Source organism: Leifsonia sp. Y862, assembly GCF_057669585.1.
Genome location: NZ_JBYHFR010000002.1, coordinates 831,253 through 846,406 on the forward strand (window position 1 = coordinate 831,253; position 15,154 = coordinate 846,406).

Below are 15,154 nucleotides of genomic sequence, written 5' to 3' on the forward strand. Positions count from 1 at the left end.
TCGATGGGGGAGTCGGCCCTTCGTGTTCACTGTCGAGACACGACCGCGCCACCCTGGGTCACTACCGTCGCTTGGGCATCTGATTACCGCACGATCTAGAGTTAAGGAACCACCCGAATGACCCACAGACGCCGATCCGCGTCACTGCTGGCCGTTGCGACAGGTCTGGGGGTGCTCATCTCCGCTGGAGTTGCCGCACCCGCCAACGCCGCCGAGCCTTTCACCCCTGACGAACTGAGCTACAACTACCCGTCGAATGCGGCATACGACTACGTACCGATTCTCGACTCCTTTTCCGCGCTCGTCACCGACCGGCCCGACATCATCGCCCTGAACGACAGCATGACTGTCGCCATCAACAACAACGCGACCTCGACCGAGGTCAAGCGTGCGATCGTCGACCAGTACGCTGACATGTCCCTGTCTATGTCCGACGGGCTTGGCCAGAACCTGGGCGCGATGTACCAGACCGCGATGGAAAACGGCGATCTGCCCAAGACCCAGTCGCTCGTGACGAAGTCGGGCGGCCTCGTCGGCTGGTTCTCGTCGTCGAACCCGGCGAAGGACCACTTCGACTACGACCGGCCGTACATCCGTTTCGGCGAGAGTCTGGTCTACCGCGACAAGGTGGGCGGCGACGCCTGGGGCTCCACCAGCGGCGCGTTCCCGAGCGGCCACACCTCGCAGGCCTACTGGCAGGGAACCACCCTGGCGACACTGCTGCCCGAGCTCGCTCCCCAAATCCTGGCACGCACGTCCGAAGCCGGGAATAACCGGATCGTCATGGGCGCGCACTACCCGCTCGACGTGATGGGCGGCCGCATGATGGGCCAGCACATCGTCGAACGCCGCTGGACCGACCCGGAGTTCCGCGTACTGTTCGAAGCCGCAAGCACCGAACTCCACACCGTGCTCGAGCAGGCCTGCGGTGACACCCTCGACGCCTGCATTGCGGCCGATGTCCCCTACCTCACCGACGACGAGGCCATCGCCGTCTACGAACAGCGGATGACCTACGACTTCCCGCAGATCGGCGCGGTCGACCAGCCGGTCACCGTGCCCCAGAACGCCGAGTCTCTGCTCATCACCAGCCACCCCGACCTCACCGACGCGCAGCGCCGACAGGTGCTCGAGCTGACCGCTGGCGACTCCGGCTACCCGCTCGACAAGGGCGAGGCCGGCAGCTGGCAGCGACTGAACCTGGCCGCCGCCATGGACGCCGAAGTCAGCATCAACGCCGACGGCAGTGTCTCGCTCATCGACGATTCGACTCCCGACGCAGACTCTCAGAAGCTTCAGGTGACCATTCCCCAGGCCGCACCCGGTGAGTTCGTGTGGAACATCGACGGGACAAATGCCCTGGTCGACATGGGCACGGCTATCGAGTCCGGTGACCACTACGCCGCCATCGGTTCGATAAATCCCATCCGTGTCACCGACACGCGACCGTCCGCTCCGGAATGGTCGGTCTCGGCCCAGGTGAGTGACTTCACCTCCGGTACCACCTCATTCTCGGGCAAGTACCTGGGTTGGTCGCCCGCCGTCGTGCTCACTGGCGGCGACGCTAAGGGCGGCGCCCGGGTCGAATCCGGGTTCGTCGGCGGGGAAGGTCTGTCAGTGTCGTCCACCCTCGGCCACGCCGACGCCGGCCACGCACTCGGGTCGGCCACGTTCGACGCCGGACTGGACCTGAAGATCCCGGTCGACGTCACCGACGGCACCTACACCGCCACGATCACGCTCACTGCACTGAGCTAGGTCACGACCAGAGGGATGGGCGCGGGTGCCGAAAGGCCCCGCGCCCATTCTTCGCTCCGCATGCGCGGGGCGTGCGCGAGGGGAGCCTCCGAGATCGGAGCCTCCCCTCGCATCCGTCAGTTCTTCGGGGTCGCCATCCGCAGCGTGAGGAAGCCGCAGATACCTGCCAGTGCTGTCGGCACGAACAGCCAGGTGAAGAAGCCGGCAATTCCCTGGGCGGCGAACCACGTTCCGACAGCGGGCCAGCTGTTCGTGTACGTGATGAGGGCGAGTGCCCCAAGGGCGAGCACGGCGAGGGAAACCCAGAAGACCAGCATGCCTGGCATCCGCCAGCGCATGTAGATGGTCGCCACCGAGGCTCCGATGAAGAAGATGAACGTCTGCATCGAGAAGAACGACAGCAGGTCAACCCAGAAGCCGTCAATGCCGAACCACAGCGCGTTGAACATGCGGGCGCCTATGCCCCACCCGTTCGTCAGCATCTCCACCTGGGTCAGCACCGCGAATGCCACAGCGTTGAAGGCGGAGATCAGCACGAACAGCAGCGAGGTGCCAAGGTAGAAGTCTCGGCGGGTGACGCTGAATCCGAGGGCGAAGGGGAAGGTGAGGCCGATGGCCTGCACCGCCACCACGACGAGATACCACTGCGGGGCGACGACGGCCCAGCTGTAGCGCTGGCCCTCCAGGGTTTCGGCACTATTGGGGTCGGAACCTGAGGCGTAGATGATGATCTGCGAGATGATCAGCGTGATCACGAACGCCCCGCCGACGATAATCCAGGGGATGCCCACGTACGTGCGCAGGTCAACGAGGTGCAAGCGCACCACATTCCAAACGCGGGCGATACCGCCAGGCGCGTGCGTGGTCTCAGGGGCTCGGCGTGTCATGGTCGTCTCCTGCTCGGTGGCACTCGGTTGTGTGGCACTGGTGTGGGCGGGGGTTGCGGTGGTCATGAGCTGGCGCTCCATTCCTCGACGGATGAACCTGAGGTCTTGCGAACGATGAGTTGCTGTAGCGACACGGGGCCGAGTTCGAGGCCTGCCGCCTGTGCGCGCTGCCGATCGGCGTCTGAGAGGCCGCTCACAGTGACGGATGCCAGTCCGCCGATGCCATCCCTGTGCAGCACGGTGCGGCCTTCGACGAAGGCGTCGACATCCGTTGCCCGACCGACGACGGTGCTCGCGCTACCCCGCAACTCGTCGGCATCCTGGTCGAGCAGGATCTTGCCCTCGTCGATGAGGAGCACATGCTCGAGGAGATTGCTGACCTCGTCGATGAGGTGGGTGGAGAGGATGACGGTGCGCGGATGCTCGGCGTAGTCCTCGAGGAGACGATCGTAGAAGATCTGCCTGGCGACGGCATCGAGGCCGAGGTATGGCTCGTCGAAGAAGGTGAGCGGGGCGCGGGAGGCCAGCCCGACGATGACGCCGACCGCGGAGAGCTGCCCGCGGGAGAGCTTCCGGATGTCGCGATTCAGCGGCACCCTGAACTCGTCGACGAGTTCGTCTGCGAAGTCCGCGTCCCAGTTCTCGAAGAACCAGGGGGCGCTGGCCAGCACGTGCTTGGGCCTGAAGCTGTTCGGGTACTGCTGGCTCTCCTTGATGAAGCAGACCTTCTGCAGCAGGCCGGCATTCTCGACCGGCTTCTCACCGAAGACGGCAATATCGCCGCTCGTGGCGAACTGCTGCCCAGTGAGCAACTGCATGATCGTGGTCTTGCCCGCGCCATTGCGGCCGAGCAGCCCGTAGATCTTGTTCTGCTCGACGGTGAAGGAGACATTGTCGATAGCGGTGAACGAACCGAAGCGCTTGGTGAGTCCCTCCACGCGCACAGCAGTGGCAAGGGTGGTGCTTGTCATGAGGTAACCGTCGCTTTCGTCGAAGTGCCGTTGTTTTCAGGAGAGCTGTGTTCTGAGGCGCCGTGGTGAGCGGGTGGGAGGGATGCGGCCGCGGCATCCGCTTGGATCATGGCGACCAGTTGCGCCGGTGAGATGTCGAGCTTTGCGGCCTCAATGAGCAGCGGCCGCACGTAGCGGGTGCGGAACTCCTCTGAGCGACGGGCCAGCAGCCTGTCCCTGGCGCCGGTGGCCACGAACATGCCGATGCCGCGTTTCTTGTAGAGGATGCCGTCGTCGACCAGACGATTGACGCCGCGCCCAGCCGTGGCGGGGTTGATGCGATAGAACGCGGCGAACTCGTTCGTCGAGGGAACCGGGCTCTCTTCGACGATCACGCCATCGATGATGTCGTTCTCGATCTGCTCGGCGATCTGAACGAAGATCGGCTTGCCGTCATCGATCACGGGTGTCCTGCTTTCAGCGCATCCGGGGTTCACCGGTTAGTTGGTTGTGTAACTAACCAACCATCCGGCTGAGCGGATGTCAACCCTCAATTTCTCCTGCGGCTTGACAGGGGACGTGCCAGGGGAAAGAGTCAAGACCGAAGCGGATACTCGCACCCTCGCACTGGATCAATGGGAAGTGGTTGAAATGACTGCATTGGTTGTCATCATCGTGGTCGCCGCGATTGTGCTCATTCTTTTCGGCGGTTTTGTCCAGGCCGTTCAATGGCTGCTGTGGGTGGGGATCGTCCTGCTCATCATCGCCATCATCGTGTGGCTGCTCCGATACATCGCCGGGCGACGCAGTACCTAGCGCGGCAGACAAATATCCTCGAGCATCTGCGAGGTAGATGGCTCCGTTCGCTCAGAAGCGAGCGCCGGCGAGCGTCTGTGAAGTGAGTGCTCCCTCGTTGGCAGCCCCTCAACCACCGAAGTTCGAGGTGCGCGGGTTGTACGCAGCTGCGCGCATGCTGCAGTTGCAGCGTGGCTGCGTTCGATGCGCGCGACGGCCCCTGATCGGCATCCACTCGCAAGAAATCGACCCAAAGCGACAGTTTTAGGTCGATTTCTTGCGAGCGGATCTCGGAGGCGATCCGATTCCAGTTACTCAATAGACAGCTGACGCGACCAACGGGCGAGGGCTACGAGTCGCTCAGCATCCAGCGGATCGCCTCTGCCGGCGTCGAGTGCGTGAAGACGAAGCCGTCGGCCAGCAGCTTCTCAGGGCGAACCTGCTGGTCGGCCAGCAGCAACTGGCGACCGGCGTCCTGAAGCGCCAGGGTGATCGCAGCGCGCGGCACCGGCAGGCGGTACGGGCGGTGCATAGCGTCGGCCAGCGTGTGCATCACGTCGTTGGCGGTCGCGGGCTCTGGGCCGACCAGGTTAACCGGCCCAGACACAGCGGATTCGACCAGGTGCACGATCGCGGCGGCCTCATCGAGGAGGCTGATCCACGGCCAGTGCTGCTCGCCGCCGCCGAGCGGACCGGCCAACCCCAGCGAGGTCAGGGGGAGGAGCGGCTTGAGGGCCCCGCCGCGTGCCAGCACCAGCCCAGAGCGAAACATCACGACGCGCGTCCCAGCAGGGGCACGCTGCGCTTCCTGTTCCCACGCTGAGACGACGTTCGCGAGAAAGTCAGTGGCCGGCGACGACGACTCTGTCAGCACCTGCCCTGGCCGGTTGCCGTAGATCCCGACGGCAGACGCATTGAGCAGCACCTGGGGCTGACGGGATGCCGTGGCCATGGCATCCGTCAGCGTGCGCGTGGCGTGGATACGCGAGGTGAGGATGGTGCGCCGGTAGCCGGGCGTCCACGGCAACCTGGCCAGCGACGCGCCTGCGAGGTTGATGACGGCGTCAGCACGATCGATCACCGTCGGATCGATCGTGAGTTCAGCGGGCTGCCAGCGATACTCCCTTGGGCGCAGCGGTTCTCGTCTGACGAGCCTCAGCACGGTGTGCCCGGCTGCCTCGAGCTGGCGGCACACTTCGGTGCCGATGAGCCCGGAGGCTCCAGAGACCAAGACCTGCATGTGAAACCGGCTTCCCGACCAAAAAGTCAACGAGCGAGACGCAGGCTCAGGCGCGCGGGCCTGAGCCTGCGTGGTGCTTAGGCCAGCTCGGCTTCAAGCGTGATCGGGACGCCGGCGAGGGCCTGCGAGATCGGGCAGTTCACCTTTGCATCCTCGGCGAAGGCGAGGAACTGCTCCTGGTCAAGACCGGGAACGGTTGCGTTCACCAGCAGGTGGCTGCCCACAACGCCCTTGCCAGGCTGGAACGTGACGGCCGCCGTGGTCTGGATGCTCTCTGGAACGTGTCCGGCTTCGCTGAGTGCGAGCGACAGGGCCATCGAGAAGCACGCTGAGTGCGCAGCACCGAGCAGCTCTTCAGGATTGGTTGTGTGTGCTTCTCCTTCTGCACGCGCTTTCCAATTGACGGAAAACTCTGCAGCGTTCGAAGAGTCGAGCGTGGTGGTGCCGCTGCCGGTCGCGAGGGAGCCGGTCCAGACTGTGGTTGCTTCGCTGGTGAGTGCCATGGTGAAACCTCCTGAAGTTGTGGGCTCAGCTTATCCGCACGATCAGAGTCGACGACGGTTGAAGAGCGAACGCACAGCCAGCTTGTCAGCCGCTTCAATTCGGAGAGCTCAGACGTGGGTGACGGCGGGGCGCACGCGCCCGAGGATGCCAGCCCGCACCAGAACAAGATAGATCTGGCAGCCGAGGCAGTAGCCGAAGGCGCTGTTGAGGAAGGCCGCGATGAACGCCGCCGTCGCGGCGATCGGCACCGCGAGGGGCAGGCCGAGAAGGCCGAGGACCACGCCGATGCCGGTGACCGCAAGCCCAACCCCCTGCGCGAATCGGGGCGGCGCCGGGTCTTCCAGTTCTGTGGGCGGCTGCAGGCGCGGCCGCACCACCCTGGCGAAGAACAGCCCATAGGGGTGCGCCCGGACGCCGGCGAATGCGCCCCAGGCAAACAGGGCAGCGAGCACACCGAGCAGCACGAGCGCGGCAACGGATGCTCCCACCAGGGCAAGGAAAACCACGACAAGCAGGAGCACCGCAGTGACTCCAGCGCTGAACCGCGGCCCGCGCGGGTCGATGCCCGCCCGGCCGACGGGCTGGGTCGCGATGGGCTGCGTTGCGGCGGGTTGCGCGGTGGCCGAGTGCGGGGCGTTTGCCGAGTGCGCTGCGTTAGCCGAGTGCGCTGCGTTAGCCGAGTGGTCAGCGGATGACGGTGGCATGGCTGTTCCCTTCTGGAGTCGGGTGGCGGGGGTCGCTGCCGTTCTGTAGCCCATCGAGGTGAGTGGTCACCTCTGGCCGTCTGGGCAGCCCGTTGATCCTGGCTGTCGGCACGCCGTCTGGACCGAGGATCAGGGTGGTCGGCGTCTGGAGGATCTTGAACTGCCTGGCGAGGTCTGCCCTGTGCGTGAGATCGACATCGAGGTGAACCACGCCGTCCCGTTCCGATGCCACCTCGCCGAGCAAACGCCGGGTGGCCGGGCACCTGGCGCAGAACTCGGTCGAGAACTGCACGAGGGTCGCGGTTGTGCCCAGCGGTGCCGATCCGCCGAGGTCGGCAGGAGTGAGCGCGTCGTCGACGGCCGCGCGGGGACCAGCCGCGCCGTGACCAGCCGCGCCGTGACCAGCCGCGCCGTCACCAGCCGTTGCCGCCTGCGGAGCGCGAGATACGGCATCCGCTGCGACTCTCAGCCGGCCGTTGCGGGCGCGCCACACGAGGCCGATCGCGGTGACGATCGCAACGAGGCCCGCAATGGCGAGCAGCGCGAGGAGCGGATGCATGCCAGCGACGCTACGCGCGGGCAGGCACCTGCAGGCCACTGTGACCGCAGATTACGCGGGTGGCAGCCAGGTTCTCGTCGCCGTGACGAGCGCGGTGACTCCAATCGACAGCGTCGGCTCGATGACGGGAGCGTAGTGCGGTGAGTGGTTCGATGGCACGGTGAGCAGGGCAGGGTCTGTCATGTCACCCGTGGTGAACAGCGAAGGGTCTGTGCCGCCGAGCAGCCAGTACGACAGCGGGGCGCCTGAGCTCGTCGCGAGCACGCCGACGTCCTCGCTGCCTGCCCCCGCCCCCGGATCGAGGAGCTTGTCGGCACCCAGCCACGCCGCGAACGCGTCGAAGGTCTTCTTCAACGCCGCTGCGTCGTTCACGACGATCGGGAACCGCTCAATCTCGGTGATCGTCGGCTGCTCTGTCGCACCGGCCGTTGCGGCTTCGCCTCGCACAATACGATCGACGCTGCTCAGGATGCGCTCCCGAGTGGCGTCGTCGTAGCTGCGGATGTTCAACTGCAGCTCGGCAGAGCCAGGGATGACGTTGGCGGCGTCTCCGGCGTGGATGGAGCCGACGGTGAGTACCGCTGTCGCCGTGCTCGGAATCTCGCGGGAGATGATGGTCTGCAGGCGCAGCACCGTGTCGGCGGCCATCACGATGGGGTCGATGGAGGCCTCAGGGCGTGACCCGTGTGCTCCCTTTCCCACGAGGCGCACCCGCAATGAGTCGGAGCCCGCGTACGACGGACCGGGGTGGCCGGCTATCTTGCCGGCCGGCAGCGGGGCAACATGCTGGCCGAGCACCACATCGGGCTTGGGGAACCTCTCGAACAAGCCGTCGTCGACCATGGCCTGCGCGCCGGCGCCGAGTTCTTCAGCCGGCTGGAAGACCAGCATGAGAGTTCCAGACCAGCTGGCGGTGTCGGTGGAGAGCACCTCAGCTGCACCCAGGAGCGCGGTGATGTGCATGTCGTGGCCGCAGGCGTGGCCGACCGGCACGACTTTGCCATGCTCATCGGTCGCCGTGACGGTGCTGGCGTAGTCGAGGCCGGTATCTTCCTTCACCGGCAGGGCGTCCATGTCTGCCCGAAGCAGCGCCGTTGGACCTGACCCGTTCGTGAGCAGCCCGACGATCCCGGTCTGTCCAACTCCTGTCGTGACGTCGAAGCCCAGTGCACGCAGCCGCTCCGACACGATGTCGCCGGTGCGATGCTCCTGAAAGCCAAGTTCCGGATGGCTGTGGATGTCTTTATACAGATCAGCCAGCGTCGGATCAATGGTGATGTTCTCGTGTGGGCGCATGGTTGCGGCTTCCCCTCTGCTTGTCGCTGTCAGGGTAGCCAGAGGGTCGCCGGTTGACCAGAGGGTGATTGATGGAGCGTGGCGCTACTTCTTGTCGTTCCTGCGACGACTGCTGAAATACCCGGCCAGCCAGCCGATCAGAAAGACGATGCTGATGGTCAACCACTGCGGGGCGGCAACGGTGAGCCACAGCAGGTCAACAGAGGCGGTGCTCGTGTTCTGCACGATGAAGATCACCGCGAGGATCACCAACACGATGGCAACCCAATTGAGCGGCGTGAGCCGGGACAGGAAACTGCGCTTCTCGGGGCGGTTTTCAGCGGATGTCGACACTGTGCACTCCGTTCACTGGCGGTACGTACCGCAGAGCCTAGCGAACGGCGGGCTGTTGCTGGGTGATGCAGTGGATGCCTCCGCCGCGCTCGAAGAGCGGGCGGGCGTCAACGGTGACCACCCGGCGTCCTGGGTATGCGTCGCCAAGGATAGCGACGGCATCCGCATCGCGATCGTCGCCGAACGAGCAGGCGATGACGCCGTCGTTCACGAGCACGTGGTTGACGTAGCTGTAGTCGACGAATCCGCCGGGGTCGCGCAGCACGGTCGGGGCGGGCAGATCGATGATCTCGAACGGGTTCCCTGCAGCATCCCTTGCCGCGGTGAGCGCCTCGCGGATGAGCGCGGTGACAGCGAAGTCCGGATGCGCAGGGTCGCGCTGGTCGTGCAGCAATACTCGGCCTGGCGATGCAATGGTGGCGACGATGTCGACGTGGCCCCTGGTGCCGAATTCCGCTGAGTCGCGGGTGAGGCCGCGGGGGAGCCACACGGTGTTGGTCGTGCCAAGGGTGCGAGCGAATTCGGCTTCCACTGTTGCACGGGAGACGCCGGGGTTTCGCCCTGGGTCCCGCTGCACCGTCTCGGTGACGAACACCGTGCCGAGCCCGTCGACGTGGATGCCGCCGCCCTCGTTGACGAGGGCGGACTCGTTGCGCTCTGCGCCGGCCCACTCTGCGACAGCGGGGCCAAGGGTGCTGTCGTGCTCCCAGCTGGCCCACTCCTGCTGACCCCAGCCGTTGAACACCCAGGTGACCGCGCCGAGCCGGCCTGGTTCGTCGTCATTGACCACGAAGGTGGGGCCGCTGTCCCGAATCCAGGCGTCGTCGAGCTCACGAACGTGCAGCTCGATCGAGGAGTCGAGGTAGCGCGGCGCGAGGTCGGCGTCGCGCGGGGCGACGACGACTGACACCGGCTCGAACGCAGCAGCCGCGTTGGCAACGGCCGCCCACGTCTGCCTGGCCGTCTCGGCATCTGCCGCGCTCTCGCCGAGGGTGTAGCCGCTGGTCGGCCAGGCCAGCCACAGGCGTTCGTGACGGTCGCCCTCTGCGGGCATCCGCCATCCGCTTGATGGTGAAAGCGTCACTGCACACGCCGTCGCGATCGGCCCGTCTCGACCGGCGCGGTCAGCACGCCGTACGTGTCTGGACGCCGAGTTGCCAGGAACGGGAACAGGTCGAGCCAGTCGTCCCGCTGGCCAAGGTCGAGGTCGGCAACCAGCACGCAGGCTTCGTCGCGCGGTGCCTCGACGAGCACGCGACCGTATGGATCGCTGATGAACGACGAGCCGTAGAAGGTGTTGCCCGGCGTGCCGTCTGGCTTGATCTCGGCTCCCGTGCGGTTGGGCACGACCATGAACAGGCCGTTGGCGATGCCGTTGCCGACGATCACCTGGCGCCAGAGCGGCATGGTGTCGAAGTCGGGGTGGTCGGGTTCTGAGCCGATCGCCGTCGGGTAGACCACGACGTTGGCGCCGCCCAGCGCGTACGCCCTGGCGACCTCTGGGAACCATTCGTCCCAGCAGGTCGGCAGGCCGAGGCGGGCGCCGGCCAGGTCGTCGAGTGCATAGACGGGGTACGGCTCGTCGGCCGAGCCCTGCCGGAAGTACTTGTCTTCGTAGTAGCCGGCCGTGACCGGGATATGCAGCTTGTTCGTTGCCGCGGCGAGGTCGCCGGCGGGGCTGACGATGATGGCCGTGTTGAGGCCGAGTCCGTCGCTCTGGCCATCGGCACCCAGTGCCGTGCGATACAGCGACACGTGCACGTAGCAGCCGGTTCGACGGGCAGCCGATTCCGCGAACTCCAGTGTCGGACCCGTCGCGAGGTCTTCGGCCTGGTCGCTGGCCACGCCGGTGGGAATGGTGTCGGCCGGGTAACGACTCAGCGTGATCTCTGGCAGGAACACGATCTGGGCGCCGGCGGCCGCTGCCGCGTCGATGGCCTCGTCCAGCCAGGAGCGGAGGGCCCCGGCATCCGCTTGCCAGGCGTGCTGGACCAGGGCGACGCGCAGGGGAGCGGCCGGCGCACGATCGACGCGGGCCAGAGAGGGGAAGTCGCCGCTCGACTCGATGACGCGGATGTTCGATTCACGTGGCGTCGTTGCCATTAGATCTCTCCCTGGTAGTCCTTGCCGCGGTACTGCAGGGATCCGGCAACGATGGTGGCGACGATGGGCACATCGGCGAGGTCGTCTGCGCGGAGCGCCAGCGGGTCTGCGCCGAAAACGGTGAGGTCGGCGTACCGCCCAGGTGCGATGGTGCCGCTTCGATCTAGCTGCCCGATCGAGGCAGCGGCGTGGCTCGTATAGCCCTCCAGCGCCATCCGGGCCGTGAGCGCCTGCTCCGGCTGGCAGGGCGCGGCCTCCGGGTGGCCGACCTGCCTGCGGAGCTGGGCATCGGCCATGATCGCGCGCGGGTCGAACGGTGCAATCGGCCAGTCAGAGCCGAGGGCGAGGATAGCGCCGCTGTCGCGAATGTCCCTGGTCGGAAAACCGCGAGCGGTGCGCTCAGGCCCGAGGCGACGCGACCAGTTGTCGCTGCCATCTGGCTTCGTGTAGTGCGTGCAGTGCGTGGGCTGCATACTCGCGGCGACACCGAGGGCGGCGAACCGCGCAACGACTGCCGCGGGCGCCGTTTCGATGTGTTCGACGCGGTGGGTGACCGTTCTTTCGAGCATCGCCATGGTGTCGAGCACGTACTCAATGCCGGCGTCGCCGATGGAGTGGGTGGCAGTGGCCACGCCGTGCGCGTCGAGCCAGCTGAGGGCGGCGCGATACGAGGCGGGGTCTGGCCAGAAGCTGTCGCGGGACTGGCCGAGGGAGTCCGGCTGGGCGAGCCAGGCGGTTCCGTTGTCGATGGTGCCGTCGATGAACAGCTTGACGCCTTCGACGCTCCAGCGTCGGCCGTACTCGCCTTGCAGCGCGAGCAGTTCCTGAAGGTCGGCTTCCGTGGCGCCGGGGTTGCACCATGGTGCAAAACGCAGTCGCAGCGGCAGGTCGAGCTCGGCTTCGAGGGCGTGCAGCATGTCGACCGGTGAGCCGGTGAAGTCCATGGCGTGACCGCCGGTGAGGCCGGTGGCTGACATCTGGTGGAGGATGTCGAGGAACCGACCGGCCAGAACTTCGGGCCCGTCCTCCGGCAGGTGCTGCTGGACGAGGTCCATGGCATCCCACTCGTACAGCATGCCGGTGGGCGTGCCGGTTTCGTCACAGGCGATGCTGGAGGCCTGGCCGAAATCGCGCGGCCCGGTCACACCGGCGATCTCAAGGGCGCGCGGGTTGGCCAATGCAGAGTGCCCGTCGAACAGGCGCAGGAACATCGGCAGGCCATGCGTGACGGTATCGAAGACATCCCCGCGGATGTCGTCTGTGCCGAACACGTTCAGGTTCAGGCCCCAGCCGAGCACCCAGTCGTCACGCGACAGGTCGGCAGCGTATGCCGCGAGTACGGCGCGGGCCTCCTCAACGGTGCTGGCGCTCGTGAGGTCGGCCCCGCTCGCCAGGGCGGCACCCATGATCGGGTGGATGTGCGCGTCCGTGAGCCCCGGCGTGATGGTGGCGTCCCCGAGGTCGAGTGACGTCTCTGCCTGCCAGCTGGCGGCATCCGCTCTCGTGCCAACGGTGACGATGGAGCCATTGCGGATGCCGATCGAGGTGATGGCGGCATCCGTTGTGCGGGTGCTGTCGGTGTCAGCGGTCGTCATGGTGTGCACCTGGGCGGCGTGCACGACGAGGTCGAGGGGAGTGGCGTCAGACATTGCGCAGGCCTCCGATGCGGGCGTAGATGTCGGGGCGGCGACGCTTGATGACGGCGGCGGCGATGACGCCGACCAGGAACACCGTGGGGGTGACGGCGACGAGAATCGCGTTGAACAGCACGTCGGTTGAGCCGGTGAGCAGCTCCATGGTCGACGTGACGAGAATGGTGACCGTGAGGAGCGCGATGGTGGCAAGGACGGCCGCCGGTACCACGTACCAGCGTCGGGCAAGCTCGCGGTGACGCACGAAGAAGACAATGACGGCGGCGCTGGTGAGCGCCTGCAGCATGGTGATGCCGATCACGCCTGGGGTGTTCACCCAGATGAGCAACTGCAGGTAGGGATCGAGGCCGAGCACGGCGAAGAAGGCGACCACAATGATGGCCACGACCGACTGCACGATTCCGGAGACATACGGGGTGCGGCGAACGGGGTGCAGCTTTCCGAAGCGTGCAGGCAGCACTCCGTCGCGGCTGAGCGACAGCGTGTAGCGGTTGATCGCGTTGTGGAACGCGAGCTGCGAGGCGAAGACGCTGGTCACGATGAGGATGTACATCAGGGCGACGCCCCAGTCGCCGACGTACTGCTGCATGGCGACGAAGGCCAGGTCAGCGGTGTGCTCACCGGCGACCGCGACGATCTCGGCGCTGCCGAACGCCTGCACGAGGATCCAGACGGAGAAGGTGTAGAAAATGGCCATGAAGCCGACGGCGATGTAGGTGGCGCGCGGCAGGGTGCGGTCGGGGTTGCGTGCTTCCTCACGGTAGAGCGCGGATGACTCGAAGCCCATGAACGCGGCGAACGCGAAGCCAAGGATGGCGGCAACGCCAGGAACGAAGACGTTCTCAGGTGCAAACGAATCGAACGTGAAACCGGATGCCCCGCCAGCGGCAAGGACGGCGACGGCCAGTACGAGCAGAATTGCGGTCTCAAGGGTGAGCAGCACGACGAGCACTCTGGCCCCGATATCGATGCCGCGGTAGCCGAGGAGGTAGACGAGTCCGATGGCAACGGCCGCGAAGACCCACCACGGCACGTCAATGCCGGTGAACGCGGTGAACGCGCCGGCCGCCTGTACGCCGAGCAGGCCGTAGAGACCGATCTGGAGCGCGTTGTACGAGACGACGGCGACGAGACCAGCGCCGAGGCCTGCGTGCCTGCCGAGGGCGTTGGCGATGTAGCTGTAGAAGCCACCGAGCGCCTTGACGTGCTTCGTCATGGCCATGAACCCGACGGCGAACAGGGCGAGCACGAGGCCGGCGATGAGGTACGCGCTCGGAGAGCCGATGCCGCCGATGCTGATCGCCAGCGGAGCGACACCCGCGATGATCGTGAGCGGTGCAGCGGCAGAGACCACGATGAAGGCGATCGACGCTGTGCCGAGGACATTCTTCTTCAAGCCGGCGGGCGTGCCGCTGGGGTCGGGCGTGCCGCTGGGAGAGGGGGCTGGGATCGACGTTGATTCCGCCGCACTACCTGTGTTAACGAATGTCATTCGTTTAGTATGTTGAGCACGTATTACGCGGTCAAGACCCAAATATGACGGCTGTGTAAATTCGATCAGGAGGGACGTCATGCCTCGACCCCACGTAGCCCTGCTTTCGGTAGACATCATCACAGACGCGAGCATTCGCCTGCTTCAGACAACGGGCGAGTTCACCATTCCGGGGCTCGCCAAGAGTCTCGGTGTGACGCCGTCATCCCTCTACAACCACGTCAGCGGCCGCGAAGAGATCATCGAACTCATGCGCGGCAAGCTGCTCGAGCAGTACCCCGTTGACGTCGGAGTGCTGGGGGCGTCCTCCCCGCCCGTCGGCTGGGAGGCTCTGGTGCTGGCCACGGTACGAGCCATGCGGCGCACCTATTCACAGGTGCCGGCGCTTGTGCCGCTGTTGTTCAGGCAAACGATCACGCACCCAGCTGCCATCGACGTGTATGACCGCGTTGCGACGAAGTTCAGCGAAGCCGGAGTTCCAGACGACGACCTCATCCCCATGATCTGCATGCTCGACAGCTTCGCGTTCGGCGCTGCGCTCGACACGCACGCGCCGAGCGAGGTCTGGCGCTTTCCCGAATCACCGGGAGCGGATGCCGCTGCCCCCAGCCCGCTGCAGCGTGCGATCGCAGCCAACGACGCTGCAACCCGCGCGGAGCGCTCGTTCGAGTACGGCTGCGAGCTGCTGATAGCCGGCTTGCGCCAGCGGATGCCGCTCCAGGCCTGACCCTCCTCTCGCACCCCCGTTGGTCGAGGAGGCCCGCCAGGGCCGTCTCGAGACCTGCACGCCATGCCGCTCGTACCGCTTCGAGCGGAGTTTTTGCGACACGCCGACGACACACGCCATGTCTGCTCGGCGTTTCACAATTTCTCCGCCTGAA

General features: G+C 66.0%; 16 protein-coding genes. 3 read left to right on the plus strand and 13 right to left on the minus strand.

All coding sequences use genetic code 11. The annotated features are described in order from the left end of the window. Positions 1–117: 117 nt before the first annotated feature. The gene (locus AC25Z0_RS13935) at positions 118–1,758 is read left to right on the plus strand and encodes an acid phosphatase (RefSeq protein WP_488133582.1); all 1,641 of its coding nucleotides are present in this window, start codon (positions 118–120) and stop codon (positions 1,756–1,758) included. 116 nt (positions 1,759–1,874) lie between these two features. Here the strand turns inward: AC25Z0_RS13935 and AC25Z0_RS13940 are convergent, their stop codons facing one another. Genes AC25Z0_RS13940 through AC25Z0_RS13950 form a run of 3 tightly spaced genes read right to left on the minus strand, consistent with a single transcriptional unit; the run spans position 1,875 to position 4,059 of the window. Then, positions 1,875–2,711 (minus strand): hypothetical protein, encoded by an 837-nt coding sequence (locus AC25Z0_RS13940; RefSeq protein ID WP_488133583.1) that lies wholly within the window; start codon positions 2,709–2,711, stop codon positions 1,875–1,877. Beyond that, a complete protein-coding gene (locus AC25Z0_RS13945; protein ID WP_488120254.1) occupies positions 2,708–3,616 on the minus strand; it encodes an ABC transporter ATP-binding protein in 909 nt (302 codons plus the stop codon). Before AC25Z0_RS13945 ends, AC25Z0_RS13940 begins: the two co-directional genes overlap by 4 nt. Then, a complete protein-coding gene (locus AC25Z0_RS13950) occupies positions 3,613–4,059 on the minus strand; it encodes a GntR family transcriptional regulator (protein ID WP_488133584.1) in 447 nt (148 codons plus the stop codon). The genes AC25Z0_RS13945 and AC25Z0_RS13950 overlap by 4 nt, the downstream gene beginning before the upstream one ends. 76 nt (positions 4,060–4,135) lie before the next feature. Between AC25Z0_RS13950 and AC25Z0_RS13955 the strand changes: the two genes are divergently transcribed. Continuing rightward, positions 4,136–4,411, plus strand: coding sequence for a hypothetical protein (locus tag AC25Z0_RS13955; protein ID WP_488133585.1), 276 nt, complete (start codon positions 4,136–4,138; stop codon positions 4,409–4,411). A gap of 328 nt (positions 4,412–4,739) precedes the next feature. Here the strand turns inward: AC25Z0_RS13955 and AC25Z0_RS13960 are convergent, their stop codons facing one another. The 10 genes from AC25Z0_RS13960 to AC25Z0_RS14005 form a co-directional block, all read right to left on the minus strand. Then, on the minus strand, positions 4,740–5,630 hold the full coding sequence (locus AC25Z0_RS13960; protein ID WP_488120257.1) for a TIGR01777 family oxidoreductase: 891 nt from the start codon (positions 5,628–5,630) through the stop codon (positions 4,740–4,742). A 77-nt stretch (positions 5,631–5,707) separates the two neighbouring features. Continuing rightward, a complete protein-coding gene (locus AC25Z0_RS13965; RefSeq protein ID WP_488133586.1) occupies positions 5,708–6,133 on the minus strand; it encodes an OsmC family peroxiredoxin in 426 nt (141 codons plus the stop codon). A 108-nt stretch (positions 6,134–6,241) separates the two neighbouring features. Next, positions 6,242–6,838, minus strand: a complete 597-nt coding sequence (locus AC25Z0_RS13970; protein ID WP_488133587.1) for a DUF4395 domain-containing protein — start codon at positions 6,836–6,838, stop codon at positions 6,242–6,244. Further along, positions 6,819–7,397, minus strand: a complete 579-nt coding sequence (locus AC25Z0_RS13975) for a thioredoxin family protein (RefSeq protein ID WP_488133588.1) — start codon at positions 7,395–7,397, stop codon at positions 6,819–6,821. Before AC25Z0_RS13975 ends, AC25Z0_RS13970 begins: the two co-directional genes overlap by 20 nt. A 51-nt stretch (positions 7,398–7,448) precedes the next feature. Next, the gene (locus AC25Z0_RS13980) at positions 7,449–8,693 is read right to left on the minus strand and encodes an amidohydrolase (RefSeq protein ID WP_488133589.1); all 1,245 of its coding nucleotides are present in this window, start codon (positions 8,691–8,693) and stop codon (positions 7,449–7,451) included. Between the two features lie 84 nt (positions 8,694–8,777). Then, on the minus strand, positions 8,778–9,026 hold the full coding sequence (locus AC25Z0_RS13985; RefSeq protein WP_488133590.1) for a LapA family protein: 249 nt from the start codon (positions 9,024–9,026) through the stop codon (positions 8,778–8,780). Positions 9,027–9,063: 37 nt separating this feature from the next. Then, entirely contained in the window at positions 9,064–10,080 is a 1,017-nt protein-coding gene (locus AC25Z0_RS13990; RefSeq protein WP_488133644.1) for an agmatine deiminase family protein, read from the minus strand. Between the two features lie 26 nt (positions 10,081–10,106). Next, positions 10,107–11,129 carry a nitrilase-related carbon-nitrogen hydrolase gene (locus AC25Z0_RS13995; protein WP_488133591.1) on the minus strand — a complete coding sequence of 341 codons (1,023 nt, stop codon included), beginning with the start codon at positions 11,127–11,129 and terminating at the stop codon, positions 10,107–10,109. Continuing rightward, positions 11,129–12,778 carry an amidohydrolase gene (locus AC25Z0_RS14000; RefSeq protein WP_488133592.1) on the minus strand — a complete coding sequence of 550 codons (1,650 nt, stop codon included), beginning with the start codon at positions 12,776–12,778 and terminating at the stop codon, positions 11,129–11,131. The genes AC25Z0_RS13995 and AC25Z0_RS14000 overlap by 1 nt, the downstream gene beginning before the upstream one ends. Further along, positions 12,771–14,273 (minus strand): APC family permease, encoded by a 1,503-nt coding sequence (locus tag AC25Z0_RS14005; RefSeq protein ID WP_488133593.1) that lies wholly within the window; start codon positions 14,271–14,273, stop codon positions 12,771–12,773. Before AC25Z0_RS14005 ends, AC25Z0_RS14000 begins: the two co-directional genes overlap by 8 nt. 79 nt (positions 14,274–14,352) lie before the next feature. On the opposite strand from AC25Z0_RS14005, the gene AC25Z0_RS14010 reads away from it, so the two are divergent. Continuing rightward, positions 14,353–15,000 (plus strand): TetR/AcrR family transcriptional regulator, encoded by a 648-nt coding sequence (locus AC25Z0_RS14010; RefSeq protein WP_488133594.1) that lies wholly within the window; start codon positions 14,353–14,355, stop codon positions 14,998–15,000. Positions 15,001–15,154 lie beyond the last annotated feature (154 nt).

What these genes read in the sequence shown, in the direction of transcription:
- AC25Z0_RS13935 (WP_488133582.1), top strand. Translation starts at nt 118, where the DNA reads ATGACCCACAGACGCCGATCCGCGTCACTGCTGGCCGTTGCGACAGGT.
- AC25Z0_RS13940 (WP_488133583.1), bottom strand. Translation starts at nt 2,711, where the DNA reads ATGACCACCGCAACCCCCGCCCACACCAGTGCCACACAACCGAGTGCC.
- AC25Z0_RS13945 (WP_488120254.1), bottom strand. Translation starts at nt 3,616, where the DNA reads ATGACAAGCACCACCCTTGCCACTGCTGTGCGCGTGGAGGGACTCACC.
- AC25Z0_RS13955 (WP_488133585.1), top strand. Translation starts at nt 4,136, where the DNA reads ATGTCAACCCTCAATTTCTCCTGCGGCTTGACAGGGGACGTGCCAGGG.
- AC25Z0_RS13960 (WP_488120257.1), bottom strand. Translation starts at nt 5,630, where the DNA reads ATGCAGGTCTTGGTCTCTGGAGCCTCCGGGCTCATCGGCACCGAAGTG.
- AC25Z0_RS13965 (WP_488133586.1), bottom strand. Translation starts at nt 6,133, where the DNA reads ATGGCACTCACCAGCGAAGCAACCACAGTCTGGACCGGCTCCCTCGCG.
- AC25Z0_RS13970 (WP_488133587.1), bottom strand. Translation starts at nt 6,838, where the DNA reads ATGCCACCGTCATCCGCTGACCACTCGGCTAACGCAGCGCACTCGGCT.
- AC25Z0_RS13975 (WP_488133588.1), bottom strand. Translation starts at nt 7,397, where the DNA reads ATGCATCCGCTCCTCGCGCTGCTCGCCATTGCGGGCCTCGTTGCGATC.
- AC25Z0_RS13980 (WP_488133589.1), bottom strand. Translation starts at nt 8,693, where the DNA reads ATGCGCCCACACGAGAACATCACCATTGATCCGACGCTGGCTGATCTG.
- AC25Z0_RS13990 (WP_488133644.1), bottom strand. Translation starts at nt 10,080, where the DNA reads ATGCCCGCAGAGGGCGACCGTCACGAACGCCTGTGGCTGGCCTGGCCG.
- AC25Z0_RS13995 (WP_488133591.1), bottom strand. Translation starts at nt 11,129, where the DNA reads ATGGCAACGACGCCACGTGAATCGAACATCCGCGTCATCGAGTCGAGC.
- AC25Z0_RS14000 (WP_488133592.1), bottom strand. Translation starts at nt 12,778, where the DNA reads ATGTCTGACGCCACTCCCCTCGACCTCGTCGTGCACGCCGCCCAGGTG.
- AC25Z0_RS14005 (WP_488133593.1), bottom strand. Translation starts at nt 14,273, where the DNA reads ATGACATTCGTTAACACAGGTAGTGCGGCGGAATCAACGTCGATCCCA.
- AC25Z0_RS14010 (WP_488133594.1), top strand. Translation starts at nt 14,353, where the DNA reads ATGCCTCGACCCCACGTAGCCCTGCTTTCGGTAGACATCATCACAGAC.